The organism is Delftia sp. DLF01 (assembly GCF_014852125.1).
GTDB lineage: Bacteria > Pseudomonadota > Gammaproteobacteria > Burkholderiales > Burkholderiaceae_C > Comamonas > Comamonas acidovorans.
Window position 1 is genome coordinate 138,181 of record NZ_JACVAZ010000004.1, and the last position, 16,094, is coordinate 154,274.

A 16,094-nucleotide genomic window follows, 5' to 3' on the forward strand; every position below is an offset into this window, starting at 1 on the left:
GCGAGATTGAAAAACCGGACAGCCCTGGCAAAAAAAATCCAAATCAGCGCCGCGTCACCGTCACCCAGTACCGGCTGCGCTCGTGCACGCGCACCGGCAGGGTCTGGGCCAGCAGGGCCAGGATGCGGTCGGTGTCTTGCAACTGGTACGTGCCGGAGACGCGCAGGTCGGCGACATCGTCATCGCACCGCACAAAGCCTTCGCGGTAGCGCGACAGCTCGGCCAGGAAGTCCTGCAGCCGCAGGTTCTCGGCATAGAGCACGCCCAGCGTCCAGGCCGAGTCCCGCGCCGCCACCGGGCGGGTGGCGCTGGCGCCATGGCCGTCGAAATGCAGTTGCTCGCCCGCATGCACCATCACGGCCTTGGCCGATGCTGCCGGCGTAACGCGCACCGCGCCCTCCAGCACGGCCAGCGCCGTGCCGTGCTCCAGCTTGCGCACGATGAAGCGCGTGCCCAGGGCCTGCATCTGGCCGTCGTCTGTCTGCACCATGAAAGGCTGGGAGGCGTAGGGCGGGGCATGCGCGGTCTCGACCAGGATTTCCCCCGCATGCTGGCGGATGCGCCGCGCCGTGCCATCCATGCGCACGCTGATGGCCGAGGCCGTGTTCAGCTGCACGAGGCTGCCATCGGCCAGCGTGACCGCGCGGCGCTCGCCCTTGGCCGTGCGGTAGTCGGCCGTCCAGTCCTGCCAGGGCAGGTGGCGCCAGGCCAGCCAGCCCAGCGCGGGCGTGGCCAGGGCCAGCACGGCCGAGCGCAGCAGCTGGCGCCTTGCGGCCGAGGGACGCGCGCGGTTGAGCGTGGCCATGCCGATGGCGCCGGGAACGGCGTTGAAGCGGCCCTTGAGCTGCTCGGCGCACTGCCAGATCTGTTCATGCCGGCTGCTCTGGCTGCGCCAGCGTGCCAGCTCGGCCTGCTCGGCGGCGCTGAAGTCCGAGGCGTGCCTGCGGGCCAGCCAGCGGGCAGCCTCGTCCAGGATGCGTGCGTCTGCGGCCTGCATGCTCAGCGCTCCAGCATCACCAGCAGGCATTGCCGAAAGCCCTGGGCCATGTAGCGCGTCACGGTGCGCACGCTCAGTTGCATGTGGGCGGCAATGTCCTCGTAGGACAGGCCTTCGAGCTGGGACATGAGAAAGGCCGTGCGCACCTTGGTGGGCAGGGCGTCCAGCAGCGCATCGAGCTCCTGCAGCGTCTCCAGCAGGATGGCCCGCGCCTCCACGGACAGCACGGTGGCCTGGGGCAGAAGGTGCAGGGAGGCCAGGTAGGCCTGCTCCAGCGAGCGGCGCTCCAGGTGGTTGACCAGCAGCCGCCGGGCCACCGTCGTCAGGTAGGCGCGGGGCTCCTGGATGTCCTCGATGGCCTGTGTCCTGGCGCTGACCCAGATGCGCGTGAACGTGTCCTGGGCCAGGTCGGCCGCATCGCAGCGGTTGCCCAGCCTGCGCTGCAGCCACGCGACCAGCCAAGGGTTGTGCTGCGCGTACATGCTGCCCAGAGCCTGGCTGGCGCCACTGTCGGTGGATGGATGCACTTGCCGGGCCTTTCCTCTTGTGCGTCAAAGAACTCCCGGCATTTTATCCAGTTGATATGAATTCTCATTTGCATTGAGGCCGCAGCGGCCCGGGCCGGCCGTTCAACGGGCTGCGGCCAGCCCGTCGAAGGTCGTGCTCGTGACCCAGTCGATGATTTGCGCGTGCGTGTACTGGCCCGATTCCTTGAGCAGGGCCACCACCGGATCGCAGGCCCGCGCGAACAGCGTGTAGAGCACCAGCTCGGCCGGCAGCGCGGGCTGCAGCTGGCCGCTGGTCTGGGCCTCGGTGATCCAGATGCTCAGGCGGTTGCTCAGGGCGATCAGCCGGTCCATGTAGGCATCGTTGGATTGCAGGGAGGCGCTGAGGTTGGAGTTCTGCGCCGGCAGGGAGGGCATTTCGCCTTCCAGCTGGGTCTGCATGGCCCAGCATGTCACGGCCTTGAGCTGGTCCAGCGGGCGCACCGGCGTGCCGGCCTCGGCGGCCTGGGCCGCCGTGTCGCGCAGGCCGTCCACAAAGGCCAGGGCGCGGTCCAGCACGCCCACCATGGCGGCGCCCGCCAGTTCTTCCTTGGAGGTGAACAGCTTGTACAGGCTGGCCTTGGCCATGCCGGCCTCGGCCGCGACCTCGTCCACCGTCATGGCGTCGTAGCCCTTGGTGGCCAGCAGCCGGTTGACGGCCGCCACGATGGCCTGCTCGCGCACGCGCTGTATCTGTTCTTTGATGGAGGAGCGGCTAGTCATAGCGATATTTTAGACCTCGCAGGTCATATCTGATACCAAATAGTGCAAAGCGGGTATGTTTGGTTTATAGTTTGAACTCATCAGTTCACGATTTGGTCTTTGTGGTCTAGTCGGTCTGTTCAACCAAGAAGGGCGCCTCCATGCATCGCATTGCTGTCATCGGTTCGGGGATTGCGGGGCTGGCCGCAGCGAGCCGCCTGGCCGCGGCGCCGGGCGGGCCTGCCGTGACCTTGCTGGAGGCGGGCGGCCATTTCGGGGGGCACGCCAACACGGTGGACCTGACGCTGGGCGGCGTGAGCCAGGGCGTGGACACCGGCTTTCTGGTCTTCAACCACCGCACCTATCCGCTGCTGACGCGTTTGTTCGAGCAATTGCAGGTGCCCACGGCTGCCGCCGAGATGTCGTTTTCCGTGCAGGTGCCTGAGGCCGATGGCCGCGCGGGCCTGGAATGGAGCGGCAGTTCGCTGGGCGGCGTGTTCGCGCAGCGGGGCAATCTGCTGCGCCCGCGCTTTCTGAAGATGCTGGCCGAGATCCTGCGCTTCAACCGCCTGGCCACGCGCATCGCCCAGGAAGGCGATGAAGCGCGGCTGCGCAGCGCCATCGGCGATTTTCTGGACGACCACGGCTTTGGCGCCGCCTTCCGTCAGGACTACCTGCTGCCCATGATGGGCTGCATCTGGTCCTGCCCCACCGACCAGATGCTGCGCTTTCCCGTGGCCACGCTGATCCGCTTTTGCCACAACCACGGCCTGATCCAGGTCACGGACCGGCCGCAGTGGCACACGGTGCGCGGCGGCTCGCGCCAGTACGTGCGGCGCATGGTGGCCGCGCTGCTGAAGGACGGCCGCCACGAGGCGCGCCTGAATGCGCCCGTGCTGGGCCTGCGCCGCGCCGCGCACGGCGCGCTGCTGCAGACGGCGAACGGCACGGAGCCGTTCGACGCCGTGGTGCTGGCCTGCCACAGCGACCAGGCCCTGCGCCTGCTCGGCAGCGATGCCACGCCACAGGAGCGCAGCGTGCTGGGCGCCATCCGCTACCAGCCCAACCAGGCCGTTCTGCACACCGATGCCAGCGTGCTGCCGCGCAGGCAGGCGGCCTGGGCCGCCTGGAACTACGAACGCGCGGCCGACCCGGGACGGGACCAGGCCGGCGTCTGCCTGCACTACCTGCTCAACCGCCTGCAGCCCCTGCCGTGGCAGCAGCCCGTGATGGTTTCGCTGAACCCGGTGCGCCCGATCGATGAAGGCCAGGTCCATGCGCGCATCGAGTACAGCCACCCGGTGTTCGACCTGGCGGCCATCGAGGCCCAGGGCCGCGTGGCCGGCGTGCAGGGCCAGCGCCGGACCTGGTTCTGCGGCGCATGGTGCGGCTACGGCTTTCACGAAGATGGCCTGCGCTCGGGACTGGACGCGGCCGATGGCCTGCTGCGTGCCCTGCCGGCCTTGCCCGTCCTGCCCGCCAGCGCGGCCTTCGAGGGGGTCGCATGACGGCCCGCCCCCTCATCGGCTTCGGCCATGTCTGGCACCGCCGCCTGCGGCCTGTCGAGCATGCCTTCCGCTATCCCGGCTACTTTCTGATGCTGCCGCTGCGCAGCCTGCGCACGCAGCCGGACGCCGCGCTGCGGCGCAACCGGCTGGGCTGGCTGAGCTTTCATGACAGCGACCACGGCGAAGGCGGCTGCGACGCACTGGCCTGGTTCGAGCAGCTGCTGCACAGCGAAGGCATAGCCGACGCCGATGGCGAGGTCTGGCTGCACACCTTCCCGCGCGTGCTGGGCTACGTGTTCAAGCCCGTGAGCTTTTGGTATGCGCACCGCGCCGACGGCTCGCTGGCCGCCGTGCTGGCCGAGGTCAACAACACCTTTGGCGAGCGCCATGCCTATCTGCTGGCGGGGCCGGACCTGGACTGGGGCCGCGAGCAGGTGGCGCGCAAGCAATTCCATGTCTCGCCGTTCTGCGAGGTGCGCGGCGAGTACCGCTTCCGCTTCGAGCGCGGCGAAGACCGCACCCTGGCGCGCGTGGACCTGCACGACGAGGACGGCCCGCTGCTGCAGACCAGCGTGGGCGGCGTGCTGCACCCGCTCGACGGCGCCACCGTGCGCCGCGCCTTCTTCGGCACACCCCTGATGACGCTGGGCGTGGTCGCCCGCATCCACTGGCATGCGCTGCGCCTTTGGGCCAAGCGCGTGCCTTTCCATGGCAAACCCTCCGAGCCCAAGCGCTTCGTCACACGATGAACACTACCGCCGCCCCCCTGCTGAGCCCCTCCGCGGCAACGCCGCGCCGCACGCCTGCACGGGCGCGCCGGGTGCTGAACCTGCTCGAACGCCTGCCCCACGGGCAGCTGGACCTGGAGCAGCCCGATGGCCGCCTGCTGCACCTGCCCCGCCCCCCGTCGGGAGCTGCCGATGCGCATTGCGTGCTGCACGACTGGCAGGCGCTGGAGCGCACACTCAAATCGGGCGACATCGGGCTGGCCGAAGGCTATATCGCCGGTGAGTGGGACAGCCCCGACCTGGCCGCCCTGCTGCGGCTGTGTATGGCCAACCGCGACCATGTGCAAAGCCTGGTCTATGGCAGCTGGTGGGGCCGGCTGGGCTACCGCCTGCGCCATCTGCTGCAACGCAATACGCGAGCCGGCAGTGCCAGGAACATCCATGCCCATTACGACCTGGGCAATGATTTCTACCGCCTGTGGCTGGACCCGGGCATGAGCTACAGCGCGGCCTGGTTCCAGGGCCGCACGGGCCAAGCGCTGCGCAACGCGGACCTCCAGCAAGCCCAGCAGGCCAAGCTCAGGCGCACGCTGGACGAGGTGCGGCTGCAGCCCGGCCAGCGCCTGCTGGAAATCGGCTGCGGCTGGGGCGGGCTGGCCGAGGCGGCGGCGCAGGAGTTCGGCGCCCGGGTCACGGGCGTGACCCTGTCGCGCGAGCAACTGGTCTGGGGGCAGCAGCGCATGCAGCAGGCGGGCCTGGCCGACGCGGTGGAGCTGCGCTACCAGGACTACCGCGACCTGCCCGCGCGCCATGCGGGCGAGCCCTTCGACGCCATCGTCTCCATCGAGATGTTCGAGGCCGTGGGCCGCGAATACTGGCGCGGCTACTTCCAGACGCTGCGCGACTGCCTCAAGCCCGGGGGCCTGGCCTGCATACAGACCATCACGCTGCGCGAGGACCTGTTCGCGCGCTATCTGCGCTCCACCGACTTCATCCAGCAGTACATCTTCCCGGGCGGCCTGCTGCCCAGCATCCCCGCCTTCGAGCAGGAGGCGCGCCGCGCCGGCCTGGTGGTGGAGCGCCGCATGGCCTTCGGCCGCGACTATGCGGAGACGCTGCGGCGCTGGCGCCAGGCCTTCGATCACAACCTCGACGCCGTGCGTGCCCAGGGCTTTGACGAACGCTTCGTGCGCATCTGGACCTTCTACCTGGCGTATTGCGAGGCGGCCTTCGACACCGGCAACACCGATGTCGTCCAGTTCACGCTGCGCAAGCCCCTGCCATGACAGCCCCGCAACCCCACGCGCGCCGCGCGCCGCGCTCCCCCCGCGCCCCCCGCCGCCAGGCCCTGGCCTGGGGCGCCGCCTGCGTCCTTGCCCCTTCATTGATCACCATGTCCAACGCCCTGCACGCCATCACCCCGATCGCCGAACTTCCGCCCGAACTGCGCAGCGCCCTGCCGTCCGCGCGCCTGATGGGCACGGCCGTGCTGCGCTTTTTCGGCCTGCGCGTCTATGAGGCGCGGCTGTGGGCCGCGCCCGGACTGCTGCCCGAGGACTACGCCCGCCACCCGTTTGCGCTGGAGCTGGTCTACGACCGCAAGCTCGAAGGCGCGGCCATCGCCGAGCGCTCCATCGCCGAAATGCGCAGGGTCGGCAGCTTCACCGAAGAGCAGGCCCGCCAATGGCTGGACCTGATGAAGCAGGCCTTTCCCGATGTGGTGGCCAAGGACCGGCTGCTGGGCCTGAACGACGGCCAGGGCGATGTGCGCTTTTTCCACAACGGCCGGCAGACGGCGCAGCTGCGCGATGCCGACTATGCGCGCCTGTTCTTCGGCATCTGGCTGGCGCCGCAGACCTCGGCGCCTGCCATGCGCACCTCGCTGCTGGGCCAGGGCTGAACGCCAGCGGACCATGCCATGACCTCCGTCCCGGCCCCCGCTCCCGCCCCCGTGCTGCCCTGGCGCACAGGGCTGGCCTATGGCGGGCTGGCCGCGCCGCTGGCCTTCGTGTCCCTGCCCCTGTATGTGAACCTGCCCTACCACTACGCCAGCGTGGCCGGCGCGCCGCTGGCCGGGCTGGGCGCGGTGCTGTTGGCCACGCGGGCGCTCGATGCCGTGGTCGATCCGGCCATTGGCCGCCAGGCCGACAGGCTGCTGCGCCAGGGTGTGCGGCCGGCCTGGAGGGCGGCTGCGCTGGGCAGCCTGCTGATGGTGCTGGGTTTCGGGGCGCTGTGGCATCCGCCGCGCGGCTCCCAGGCCGCCATGCTGGGCTGGCTGGCCGGCAGCCTGCTGGTGTGCACGCTGGCCTACAGCTTCGTCACCATCCTCCACCAGGCCTGGGGCACCCGCTGGGGCGGCCAGCCCGCCTGGCGTGCCCGTGTGACGGCCTGGCGCGAGGGCGCCACGCTGGCGGGCGTGCTGCTGGCCAGCGTGCTGCCGGCCGTGATGGGCCTTGACGCCACCAGCGCCGTGCTGGCGCTGGGCCTGGCGCTGGGGTTGATGGGGCTGTACCGGCTCCGGGCGCCCGTGGCTCCTGTGCCCCATGTGTCCTCTGCGCCCCGCATGCCGCTACCGGAGTCCCCGGCCTCGGCCGAGCTGGCCTCTTCCACTTCTCCGTGGGCGGATGCCGGGTTTCGCCGGCTGCTGGCCATCTTCATGCTCAATGGCGTGGCCGCGGCCGTTCCCGCCACCTTGCTGCCCTTCTTTGTGGCCGACAGGCTGCAGGCGCCTGCACTGCAGCCCCTGCTGCTGCTGTGCTTCTTTGGCGCGGCGGCCCTGGGCCTGCCGCTGTGGGTGAAGGCCGTCTCGCGCTGGGGCCTGGCGCCCAGCTGGCGCGCGGGCATGCTGGCCAGCGTGCTGGCCTTCGGCTTCACGCCCTGGCTGGGCGCGGGCGACGCCATGGCCTTTGCCGTGATCTGCCTGGCCAGCGGGCTGGCCCTGGGCGCGGACCTGGCCTTGCCGGGCGCACTGCTCACGGGCGTGATTCACGAGTCCGGCCAGGGCGGCCGGGGCGAGGGCCGCTACCTGGGCTGGTGGACCTGCGCCACCAAGCTCAACCTGGCCCTGGCTGCGGGCCTGGCCCTGCCCCTGCTGTCCGCCGCGGGCTACCGCAGCGGCGGCACCGACCCGGCCGGGCTGCAGGCGCTGGCCTGGGCCTATGGCGGGCTGCCCTGCCTGCTCAAGCTGGCGGCGGCGCTGCTGCTTTGGCGCGCCGAGCGATTGCATTCTTCCTGGAGTCACACATGAGCCACATCACCCACTCCACTTCGTTTTCGCCGCTGCGGCGCGTCTGCCTGGGGGCGGCATTGGCACTGTCCCTGGCGGGCTGTGCCGGGCCTTCGGTCCAGGACTACGCCAAGGAGCAGCCGACGCTGGACCTGCGCCAGTATTTCAACGGGCCGCTGACGGCGCACGGCATGTTCACGGACCGATCAGGCAAGGTGGTCAAGCGATTCACCGTGCGCATGACGGGCCGCTGGAATGGCGACGAGGGATCCCTGGAGGAGCACTTCGTCTACAGCGACGGCAGCACCCAGGAGCGGGTCTGGCATATCCGCCACCTGGGCGAGGGCCGCTACAGCGGCCGGGCCGACGACGTGGTGGGCGAGGCCCAGGGCCAGAGTGCGGGCAATGCCATCCGCTGGAGCTATGTGCTGGCCCTGCCCGTGAATGGGCGGGTCTGGAACGTTCACATGGATGACTGGATGTACCTCATGGACGGGCGCACCCTGCTCAACCGCACGGCCATGAGCAAGCTCGGCGTGCACCTGGGCGATGTGACGCTGTCCTTTGTCAAGGAGTGATGGCCATGCCGCTGTTCTCGCGCGGGCTGAACCCGCTGCTGGCTGACTGGAAGGGACGCTCGGCATGGGTGGTGGGCGCCTCCTCGGGCATAGGGCGAGCCACGGCCGAGGCGCTGCACCGGCAGGGCGCCCGCGTGATCGTCTCCGCCCGTCACGGCGGCGCGCTGCAGGACTTCGTGCGCGGCCGCGAGGGCTGCCTGGCCCTGCCGCTGGACGTGACCGATGCCGCCGCCGTGGATGCGGCCGCCCAGGCCGTGCTGGCCCACGCGGGCGGGGCGCCCGACCTGATCCTCTACTGCGCAGGCCACTACCGGCCCCTGCGCGCCACCGAGTTCGACCTGGCCGAGATGCAGCACCACCTGGCCGTGAACTATGGCGGCGTGCTGCACCTGCTCGATGCCGCGCTGCCCATGCTGCTCAAGGCTGGCCGGGGCCATCTGGCCCTGGTCGGCTCGGTGGCCGGCTACCGGGGACTGCCCATGTCCCTGGCCTACGGCCCCACCAAGGCGGCGCTCAACAACCTGGCGGAAAACCTCTATCTGGACCTGCATGGCCTGGGCCTGGGCGTGTCCATCATCAATCCCGGCTTTGTCGATACGCCGCTGACGGCGCAAAACAGCTTCAGCATGCCGGCCCTGATCGGCGCCGACGAGGCGGCCCGGCATATGCTGCAGGGCTGGGCGCAGGGGCGTTTCGAGATGAATTTTCCGCGCCGCTTCACGCGCTGGGTGCGCCTGCTGCGCTGCCTGCCAGACGCCTGGTATTTCTCTGCGGTCCGCCGCTTCACCGGAGCATGAAACCCATGAGCAGCGGCATATCCGATCCGCGACTGGCCCGCTTGGCCCAGGCCTACGAGGCCCTGCGCCGCGACAACCTGCCGGCGCTGCTGTCGCTGTATGCCGAGCAGGCCCTGTTCAAGGACCCGTTCAACGAGGTGCGCGGCCACGCCGCGATCGAGCGCGTGTTTGCCCACATGTTCGAGCAGCTCGACCGGCCCCGCTTCGCCGTCAGCCACGGCGCGGTGCAGGGGGACAGCGGTTTTCTGCTGTGGGAGCTGGGCTTTGTGCGCTCATCCGGCCAGCCCATGCACATCTGCGGCACCAGCTACCTGGAGTTCGATGCGCAGGGGCTGGTGGCAGTACACCGCGATTTCTGGGACCCGGTGGAGGAAATCTTCGCCAAGGTTCCCGTGCTGGGCGCCGTGGCCAGGGCGCTGCAGCACAAGCTCAGGGCGCCGCAGTAAGCAGCCGGGCCAACTGCGCCAGGGCGCCGTCCAGCGCGTCGAAACGCGGCGCACCCAGGCAGATGCGCAGCCCGCTGGCCTGCTCCTGCGGGTCCACCATGAGCGAGCCCGGATCGGTCAGCTTCAAGCCCAGCGCCGCTGCGGCCGATACCAGGCGGTCGGCGGCTTCGCGCTCCATGGGCAGCCAGGCGTTATAGGCCTCGGGGTGCAGCACCAGGCCGGAGCCACTCAGGTGTGAGGCGAGGTGTGATGCGGCCAGCCGGCAGCGCCGCTGTGCCTCATGGCGCAGGTCGGCCTGCAGGGAAGCGACCACGCCGTGCGACAGCCATTCATCGATCACGGCGCAGGAGAGGGCCGAAGGCGCCATGGACATCTCCTGCACAAGCTCCACAGCCGCGCCGCACAGCGAAGCGGGCAGCACCAGCATGCCCACCTGCAGCCCCGGGCCCAGGGACTTGGACAGCCCGTTCACATGCAGCGTGATCTCGGGCGCCAGTGTGGCCAGATGGGCCAAGGGTGCGTGATCGGGCAAGCAGGCGGCATACACGCCATCTTCGATGATCCAGGCGCCTGCGCTGCGGCAGATGTCCACGATCGCCTGCCTGCGCTCCGCGCCCATGGTGGCCGTGGTCGGGTTGTGCAGCGTGGGGGTGAGGTAGACCACCTTGCCTTCGGCGGCGGGAATGCCCTCCAGCGCCTCGGCCAGCGCCTGCGGCAGCAGGCCCTGCGCGTCGATGGCCAGGCCCTGCAGGGCATACCCCTTGCGCCGGGCCAGGGCAATGGCGCCGGGGTAGGTGATGCGCTCGGTCAGCAGCCGGCCCCGGGGCTGGCAGACCAGATCGAATGCCAGGGACAGCGCCTGGCGCGCGCTGCTGGTCAGCACCATGTGGTCGGGTTCCACGTTCAGGCCCAGCGTCTGCAGCCAGCGCACGAGCACGCGGCGATGCTCCAGGTGGCCTTGGGGCGGGGCATAGAAGTTGAAATGATCGGCATCGATGCTGCGCGCAATCCCGGTCAGCGTACGAGCCAGGACGCGCGCACTGATGGCGGCCGGCGGCGCGTTGGAAGACAGGTCGATGTCCTCGCCAGCCTGCGCCTGCTGTGACGCCACGAAGGTGCCACGGCCCTTGACGCTGCGTGTCAGCCCCCGGCGCTCCAGCAGCGCATAGGCCCTGGTCACCGAGCCCAGGCCGATCTGCAGCCTGTCGGCCAGGTCCCTGTGGGCGGGCAGGCGGTCGCCGCCGGCCAGCCGGCCTTCGACGATATCGTCGGCCAGGGCGCGCGCCAGCCGCTCGGCGGCACTGGCTTCAATGCGCGCAAGACGGGGCGTCCAGGGGGAGGGCAGGAGCATGGTCGGGGCAAGGAAAAAATGAGTGTGCCGTGACACTATTTCATTTGTTGATAGTGTAACGTTCACTCCATGTTCAGCCACATCACCGTCGGCGCCCGTGATCTCGAGCGGGCCGGCCGCTTCTATGACGCGGTGCTTTTCCCGCTGGGACTGCAGCGCCGCGCCGTCCAGCCCGATGGCGGGCCGGCCGCGTTGTGCTGGGTGGCGCCGCCGGCGGCCTTGCCGCGCTTTTATGTCTACAGCCCCTTCAACGGCGAGCCGGCCACGGCGGGCAATGGCGCCATGGTGGCCTTTGTGGCTCCGTCGCCCGACGCGGTGGACGCGGCCCATGCCGCCGGCCTGGCCCGGGGCGGCAGCGACGAAGGCCCGCCCGGCCCGCGCCCGCATTACGGCGATGGCTACTACGGCGCCTACCTGCGCGATCCCGACGGCAACAAGGTCCATGTGGTGCATCGCGCCGATGTGCAGTCGTAGCGCAGATCGGGCCCGCCGCCCGTCTCCCTTTCTTTTCCTTTCCATGCAACAAGGACCGTCTTCATGAGCATTGCCGTTCATATGGTCGACGTTTTCGCCAGCGGCCCGCTGTCCGGCAATCCGCTGGCCGTGATCACCGGTGGGCAGGCGCTGACCACCGCACAGATGCAGCAGCTGACACGCTGGTTCAACCTCTCCGAAACCGCGTTCCTGCTGCCGCCCACGCAGGCGCAGGCCGACTACCGCGTGAGGATTTTCACGCTGGACCGGGAGATGCCTTTTGCCGGCCATCCCACGCTGGGCAGCTGCCATGCCTGGCTGTCCCAGCACGGTGCGCCCAGGAACGCAGGCCACATCGTCCAGGAGTGCGGGGCGGGACTGGTGCAGATACGGCAGGAGCATGGGCGGCTGGCATTCGCCGCGCCGCCCATGCTGCGCTTTGGCGCGCCCACCGCCGACGAGCTGGATGCCGCGCTGCGCATGCTGGGCATCACTGCCGAAGAGGTGCAGGCCGCCTCGTGGATAGACAACGGCCCCGGCTGGCTGGGCATCCGCCTGGCCTCGGCCGAGCAGGTGCTGGCGCTGAACCCGGCCCGGCAGTGGCCCACGCGCATGGACGTGGGCGTGGTGGGACCCTATGCCAGGGGGGGCGGCGGTGCCAGCGGTGCCAGCCCTGCCGCCTGCGAGGTGCGCGCCTTCTTCTCCGATCACCAGGGCGCCATCGTCGAAGACCCCGTCACCGGCAGCCTCAACGCCTCGCTGGCGCAGTGGCTGTTTGCGACAGGGGTGATGGACAGCGACTACATTGCCGCCCAGGGCCGCTGTCTGGGCCGTGACGGCCGCATCTTCCTGACCCGTGACGGCACGGGCCAGGTCTGGGTGGGCGGCACTGCGCGCACCCATGTCGAAGGCGCACTGAGCGGCCTTTGATCCACACCGAAAGAACCCACGAATGACAGCGATCCAAGAGAGCCCGCGCGCTCCCGTCTCATCGGCCAGGGCCAACCTGAAAATGCTGGTGCGCTACAAGGCCTGGGCCAACGGCCTGACCTTCAAGAGCGTGATGGAACTGCCCGAAGGCGAGGCCCTGAAGCAGCGCCCCACGAGCTTCGGCAACATGGTGCGCACGCTGAACCACGTCCTTGTGGTGGAGGACATCTTCAGGCACCACCTGCAGGGCCGCAAACATGGCTACACCATGCGCAACACCGACGACACGCCCACGCTGCAGGCGCTGTGGGAATCCGTGCAGGCAATGGACCGCTGGTATGTGGAGTTCGTCGATGCGTGCCCGGACGAGGAACTGGCGAAGGTCGTGCACTTCGAGTTCGTGGGCGGCGGGCAGGGTGCCATGACGCGCGAGCAGATCGTGCTGCACGTGGTGAACCACGGCAGCTACCACCGTGGCTTTGTCAGCGACATGATGTACCAGGTGCCCTTCGTGCCGCCGGCCAACGACCTGCCGGTGTTCCTCAGGGACTGCTACCGCGTGGACGAGCCGGCCTGCGGTTGAGGCAGGGCCAGGGCCTGCTGCGCCAGGGCGCCCTGGAGCACGGGCAGCTCAGGCGGCGTGTTGCCGGGCAGGGCCCATCCCTGGCGCAGCGCACCGGCAAAACCGTCGGCCACGCGCGAGTAGGCGCGGCCGCTGGTCATCACCCGGGGCCGGGCCGACCAGGCGATGCGGGCGCCGCCGGCCGCCAGGCGGTCCACCAGGTCCTGGTCCTCGCCGCAGGTGCGTGCGTCGAACCCGCCGGCCTGGCGGTAGTGCCAGGCAGAGATGCCCAGGTTGGCGCCGTGCACGTGGCGGTGGCCGTCGCGGTCCGTGTAGGTGGTCTCGAAGTGCCGCCGCGCCGTGTCCGCCTGGACGCCGTGGGCCGACCAGTCGGCCACTTGCACCGTGCCGCAGACCACGTCGGACTGAAGCGCCAGCTGGTCGGCCAGCCAACTCTGGGAGACCGTGGTATCGGCATCCGTGAAGGCCAGCCAGCGGGCGCCCAGCAGCAGCAGGTACTCCGACCCCAGCGCGCGGGCCTTGCCCACGTTGCGCGCGGCAATCGGCAAGGGGATGGCGGGCCAGCGGCGCACGGCCGATTCGGTGGCGTCCTGGCAGCTGTCCAGCACCACGACGACGGCCACGGTCTCGCCCTGCAGGTCGGCATGGGCGGCCGCGCAAAACACGCTGTCCAGGCAGCGGCCTATGAGGTCTTCCTCGTCATGGGCTGGGATGCACACGCCGATCATCTGTCCGTCCTTTCAGGGGTTTTCTGCCAGATGTCCAGCTGGAAATCCGGCTCGCTGTGGCTCAGCAGCAAGTGCAGCTGCGCATGGGCCGACACGCTGTCATGCAGGGTGCGAGTGGTCTGCAGGTGATCGTGCGCCCCATGCCGCCAGTGGCACATGAGCCAGTGGCCGCCGCCCTGCAGCGAGGCCAGGCACTGGCGGTTGAAATGCGCCAGTGCCGCGTCGTCGAAGTAGTAGGCGAGCTCCGAGACCACGATGAGATCGAAGCCTTGCTGGGGCACCTGGGGCACCTGGGGCACCTGTGGCCATTGCCAGGGCAGGGGCAGGGCCTGCAGGTCCAGGCGGGCGCGGTCCTGCGGCGCAATCCGCTGGCGGCAAAGATCCACGGCCCTGTCCGAGAAATCGACGGCGCACAGCCGGTCGCAGCGCTGCAGCAGGCGCTGCGTGGCCTCGCCATTGCCGCAGCCCGGCTCGAAGCCGTGGGCATAGCGCTCGCGGGGCAGGGCGGCCAGCAGCAGGTCGCGCTTGCGCCGCTCGTACCAGCGCGATGCGACCTGCCAGGGGTCGGGGTCGGCCTGGTACATCTGCTCGAAGTGCTGCCTGGCGCCGTTCATAGAAACACCACTTCAAACGGACGCAGCAGGCGCTGCGTGGCCCAGGACGGCAGGACGGCGTCGCGGCCCGTGGACGGGTCTGGCAGCAGCTGGCTGCGAAAGCACGACAGGGCCTTGCGCTTGAGCGCCAGCTCCTGCGGTGCCAGCGCAATGGCGGCGGCGCGGTGCCAGGGCACGCGCGCGTCGCCGGGCTCGGCCCAGTGCCAGGCCCAGATCGGCAGCTCGAAGAGCCGGCAGCCCGTGCGAGCGGCCGCCGTGGCGCAGGCCTGTCCCGTGGCCTCGTGGTCCGGGTGACCGTCTTCGCGCCAGGTGCACAGCAGCGCGTCCGAGGGCTGCAGCAACTGCTCCAGCCGCTGCAGCAACTGCGCTGCATGCTCGGCGATATGGCCGTCGGGCAAGCCCAGCCGCAGCACCTGCGCCTGCGGCGCAAGCAGGGCCAGGGCCTGGGTGCTCTCCTGCACGCGCTCGCGCTCCAGACGCTGCGGCGGCCACAGCGTCGAGTCGGGGTGGCTGGCTCCGCCATCGGTCACGGAGACGATGAGGCAGGGCATGCCCCGCTCGGCACAGCGGTGCAGCAGGCCGGCGCAGCCCAGGATTTCATCATCCGGGTGCGGCGCGACGATGACGGCGCGGCGCCGGCCGTCCAGCAGGTCGTCCATGGATACCTGCGCTGGCCGGCGTTGCGCAAACCAGGCCTGCCAGCGCGATTCGGGCGTGCCCCGGCCCTCGATGAGGCGCGGCTTCACAGCATCCATGCCGCGCCTCCCGGTGCCTGCGAGGCCTGTGCCTTCTCGGCCAGCAGGCGGCCCAGCGCCGCCTGGTCGCGCTCGGCATGGCTTTGGCGGATGAAGACGGGCAGGTCGGCCATCAGCTGCGCCAGGCCCCTGTTCTTGCACAGCGGGCCGGGACCGATGGCGCGCGGCACGCGCCGCAGTACCTCTTCGGCGGCGGCTTCCACGGCCAGGCGGGCGCGGCTCACGGCCAGCAGGCAGGGGTCCGATGGCGTGGCATCGATGCAGGCCGCAGCGTCGCGCAGCAGGCCGGCCGCGCTGGCCAGGACCACGTCCAGCGCGCCCAGGTGGGCCTGCCGGTGCGGGTCCTCGCCTTGACTGACGGCCTGCTGCAGATGGCTGGCGATGCGCGCTGCCGCGCCATGCCAGCAGGCCGCAACGCCGGCGCCGCCATGGTGAAAGCCGGGGCGGCTCAGGTACTGGCCCGGGGCCCCGACCAGCACGCCGGTGGCGCCGTCGAAGTGCACATCGGCGCTGGCGCTGGCGGCCATGCCCACGGCCTGCCAGTGGCTGTCGTCCCTGCTGATGCCGGGCTGGTCCATGGTGACGGCGATCAGGCAGCGCTGGCCGTCTGCCAGCCAGCCGCTGACCAGGGCGCGGTCCACGGCGCGTGCGCCGGAGCACCAGGGCTTGTGGCCGGACAGGCGAACCGCCGAGCCTGCCTGCAGCGTCATGCGTTGCGTGGCGTCGGGAGATGCCGCCGTGGCCTGCACGCGCTCGCCCGGCGGCTCGGCGCACCAGACGGCCCAGCGCAGTCCTTCGGTGGCCAGGTCGGCCTGCAGTTCGGACAGGATGGCCAGGGCGTCGGTATGGCCTTCATAGAGCTTGGCCAGGCCCAGGCTGTGGGCGGCCACTTCGGCCAGTGCTCGCCAGCGCTGCAGCGTGTAGCCATGGCCCGGCAGCGGCAGGCGGTCGGCGCCCTGCGCTACCAGCAGGGCCAATTGGTCCGCCGGCGACAGGTCCGCATGGCCGCTCAAGGCCTGGGCCAGCGTGTCGCTGCATGTCCACGCATTGGCGTGCTCGTCGTTGTGCTGGGCCATCACCGCTCACCTTCCTTTTTCGTGCCTTGCGCAGCCTGGAATTGGGGGGAGGCGCC

At 70.2% G+C, this 16,094-nt stretch carries 19 protein-coding genes; 11 read left to right on the forward strand and 8 right to left on the reverse strand.

Features of this window, described 5'->3' with window-relative positions:
* Nucleotides 1-43: 43 nt before the first annotated feature.
* The 3 genes from IB269_RS21640 to IB269_RS21650 form a co-directional block, all read right to left on the reverse strand.
* A complete protein-coding gene (locus tag IB269_RS21640; RefSeq protein ID WP_192368266.1) occupies nt 44-997 on the reverse strand; it encodes a FecR domain-containing protein in 954 nt (317 codons plus the stop codon).
* Between the two features lie 2 nt (nt 998-999).
* The gene (locus IB269_RS21645) at nt 1,000-1,479 is read right to left on the reverse strand and encodes a sigma-70 family RNA polymerase sigma factor (protein WP_192368484.1); all 480 of its coding nucleotides are present in this window, start codon (nt 1,477-1,479) and stop codon (nt 1,000-1,002) included.
* A gap of 147 nt (nt 1,480-1,626) precedes the next feature.
* On the reverse strand, nt 1,627-2,265 hold the full coding sequence (locus tag IB269_RS21650; protein WP_071956946.1) for a TetR/AcrR family transcriptional regulator: 639 nt from the start codon (nt 2,263-2,265) through the stop codon (nt 1,627-1,629).
* A gap of 140 nt (nt 2,266-2,405) precedes the next feature.
* Between IB269_RS21650 and IB269_RS21655 the strand changes: the two genes are divergently transcribed.
* From IB269_RS21655 to IB269_RS21690, 8 genes are read left to right on the forward strand one after another with little or no spacing between them, the layout of a single operon-like run.
* Nucleotides 2,406-3,752: an NAD(P)/FAD-dependent oxidoreductase gene (locus IB269_RS21655; protein WP_043825165.1), complete on the forward strand. Its 1,347-nt coding sequence runs from the start codon at nt 2,406-2,408 to the stop codon at nt 3,750-3,752.
* The gene (locus IB269_RS21660) at nt 3,749-4,501 is read left to right on the forward strand and encodes a DUF1365 domain-containing protein (RefSeq protein ID WP_013800469.1); all 753 of its coding nucleotides are present in this window, start codon (nt 3,749-3,751) and stop codon (nt 4,499-4,501) included. Before IB269_RS21655 ends, IB269_RS21660 begins: the two co-directional genes overlap by 4 nt.
* A complete protein-coding gene (locus IB269_RS21665) occupies nt 4,498-5,766 on the forward strand; it encodes an SAM-dependent methyltransferase (protein ID WP_192368267.1) in 1,269 nt (422 codons plus the stop codon). Before IB269_RS21660 ends, IB269_RS21665 begins: the two co-directional genes overlap by 4 nt.
* Complete coding sequence (locus IB269_RS21670; protein WP_192368268.1) at nt 5,763-6,380, forward strand: hypothetical protein; 618 nt, start codon at nt 5,763-5,765, stop codon at nt 6,378-6,380. The genes IB269_RS21665 and IB269_RS21670 overlap by 4 nt, the downstream gene beginning before the upstream one ends.
* Nucleotides 6,381-6,398: 18 nt before the next feature.
* A complete protein-coding gene (locus IB269_RS21675) occupies nt 6,399-7,727 on the forward strand; it encodes an MFS transporter (protein WP_192368269.1) in 1,329 nt (442 codons plus the stop codon).
* Nucleotides 7,724-8,284 (forward strand): DUF3833 domain-containing protein, encoded by a 561-nt coding sequence (locus IB269_RS21680; RefSeq protein ID WP_192368270.1) that lies wholly within the window; start codon nt 7,724-7,726, stop codon nt 8,282-8,284. Before IB269_RS21675 ends, IB269_RS21680 begins: the two co-directional genes overlap by 4 nt.
* A gap of 5 nt (nt 8,285-8,289) precedes the next feature.
* Nucleotides 8,290-9,081, forward strand: coding sequence for an SDR family NAD(P)-dependent oxidoreductase (locus tag IB269_RS21685; RefSeq protein ID WP_012207677.1), 792 nt, complete (start codon nt 8,290-8,292; stop codon nt 9,079-9,081).
* Between the two features lie 5 nt (nt 9,082-9,086).
* On the forward strand, nt 9,087-9,527 hold the full coding sequence (locus tag IB269_RS21690) for a nuclear transport factor 2 family protein (RefSeq protein ID WP_192368271.1): 441 nt from the start codon (nt 9,087-9,089) through the stop codon (nt 9,525-9,527).
* Here the strand turns inward: IB269_RS21690 and IB269_RS21695 are convergent.
* Complete coding sequence (locus IB269_RS21695; RefSeq protein ID WP_192368272.1) at nt 9,511-10,878, reverse strand: PLP-dependent aminotransferase family protein; 1,368 nt, start codon at nt 10,876-10,878, stop codon at nt 9,511-9,513. The two genes, IB269_RS21690 and IB269_RS21695, sit on opposite strands and share 17 nt — an antisense overlap.
* 69 nt (nt 10,879-10,947) lie before the next feature.
* Here IB269_RS21695 and IB269_RS21700 point away from each other — a divergent pair, with 69 nt between their 5' ends.
* The 3 genes from IB269_RS21700 to IB269_RS21710 all read left to right on the forward strand — a co-directional run bounded on the left by IB269_RS21700 (nt 10,948) and on the right by IB269_RS21710 (nt 12,865).
* Complete coding sequence (locus IB269_RS21700; RefSeq protein WP_192368273.1) at nt 10,948-11,352, forward strand: VOC family protein; 405 nt, start codon at nt 10,948-10,950, stop codon at nt 11,350-11,352.
* Nucleotides 11,353-11,415: 63 nt separating this feature from the next.
* Nucleotides 11,416-12,282, forward strand: a complete 867-nt coding sequence (locus tag IB269_RS21705) for a PhzF family phenazine biosynthesis protein (RefSeq protein ID WP_192368274.1) — start codon at nt 11,416-11,418, stop codon at nt 12,280-12,282.
* 22 nt (nt 12,283-12,304) lie between these two features.
* Nucleotides 12,305-12,865, forward strand: a complete 561-nt coding sequence (locus tag IB269_RS21710; protein WP_180318690.1) for a DinB family protein — start codon at nt 12,305-12,307, stop codon at nt 12,863-12,865.
* On the opposite strand, the gene IB269_RS21715 is transcribed toward IB269_RS21710, so the two are convergent.
* Genes IB269_RS21715 through IB269_RS21730 form a run of 4 tightly spaced genes read right to left on the reverse strand, consistent with a single transcriptional unit; the run spans nt 12,835 to nt 16,038 of the window.
* Nucleotides 12,835-13,593, reverse strand: a complete 759-nt coding sequence (locus IB269_RS21715) for a glycosyltransferase (protein ID WP_013800478.1) — start codon at nt 13,591-13,593, stop codon at nt 12,835-12,837. The genes IB269_RS21710 and IB269_RS21715 overlap by 31 nt on opposite strands.
* Nucleotides 13,590-14,207, reverse strand: a complete 618-nt coding sequence (locus tag IB269_RS21720) for a class I SAM-dependent methyltransferase (RefSeq protein WP_192368275.1) — start codon at nt 14,205-14,207, stop codon at nt 13,590-13,592. Before IB269_RS21720 ends, IB269_RS21715 begins: the two co-directional genes overlap by 4 nt.
* Nucleotides 14,204-14,962 (reverse strand): PIG-L deacetylase family protein, encoded by a 759-nt coding sequence (locus IB269_RS21725; RefSeq protein WP_192368276.1) that lies wholly within the window; start codon nt 14,960-14,962, stop codon nt 14,204-14,206. Before IB269_RS21725 ends, IB269_RS21720 begins: the two co-directional genes overlap by 4 nt.
* Nucleotides 14,950-16,038, reverse strand: coding sequence for an acyl-CoA dehydrogenase family protein (locus IB269_RS21730; protein WP_192368277.1), 1,089 nt, complete (start codon nt 16,036-16,038; stop codon nt 14,950-14,952). Before IB269_RS21730 ends, IB269_RS21725 begins: the two co-directional genes overlap by 13 nt.
* Nucleotides 16,039-16,094 lie beyond the last annotated feature (56 nt).